This is a genomic window from Ligilactobacillus sp. RTP31139st1_D10_RTP31139_211217, from assembly GCF_040226755.1.
GTDB classification, from domain to species: Bacteria; Bacillota; Bacilli; order Lactobacillales; family Lactobacillaceae; genus Ligilactobacillus; species Ligilactobacillus animalis.
Genome location: NZ_JBCOAR010000004.1, coordinates 16,413 through 17,327 on the forward strand (window position 1 = coordinate 16,413; position 915 = coordinate 17,327).

1 protein-coding gene is annotated in these 915 nt (G+C 47.8%); it reads left to right on the plus strand.

Going from position 1 to position 915, the window contains the following annotated elements:
• A partial coding sequence (locus tag ABT996_RS03290) for a G5 domain-containing protein (protein WP_349924612.1) occupies positions 1-915 on the plus strand: 915 nt, incomplete at both ends.

Genomic DNA, 915 nt, shown 5'->3' on the forward strand with positions numbered 1-915 from the left:
GTGAGCGAAGAAATGAAGACCGAGCCAGTAGGATATGAAACGCAATATGTAGATGATCCAGAATTACTGGAAGGCACAACAAGCGTACGGACAGCAGGTCAAGCGGGCGAGCGCACGATCGTGTATGAAGTAACGCGTGATGCCACTGGTAAAGAACTAAGCCGCGTAGAAAAGAGCAACACGATAACAAAAGCGCCCGTAACGGAAGTGGTCGTACGTGGTACTAAGCCAAAAACAACAGTGACAGAAGAAGTCGTGTTGGAAGAGATCCCATATACGAGTGAGATCCAAAATGATCCAGAATTGCTTAAAGGCACAACTAGCGTACGGACAGCAGGCCAAACAGGCGAGCGCACGATCGTGTATGAAGTAACATGTGATGCTGAAGGAAAAGAACTAAGCCGCGTAGAAAAAAGCAATACCATAACGAAAGCCCCAGTAACCGAAGTGATCGCACGTGGAACTAAGCCCAAAACAACAGTGACAGAAGAAGTTGTGTTGGAAGAGATCCCATATACGAGTGAGCTTCAAAATGATCCAGAATTGCTTGAAGGCACGACCAGCGTACGGACAGCAGGCCAAGCAGGCGAGCGCACGATCGTGTATGAAGTGACACGTGATGCTGAAGGAAAAGAACTAAGCCGCGTAGAAAAAAGCAATACCATAACGAAAGCGCCCGTAACGGAAGTGGTCGTACGTGGTACCAAGCCCAAAACAACAGTGACAGAAGAAGTTGTGTTGGAAGAGATCCCATATACGAGTGAGTTTCAAAATGATCCAGAATTGCTTGAAGGCACGACCAGCGTACGGACAGCAGGCCAAGCAGGCGAGCGTACAATCGTGTATGAAGTGACACGTGATGCTGAAGGAAAAGAACTAAGCCGCGTAGAAAAAAGCAATACCATAACGAAAGCC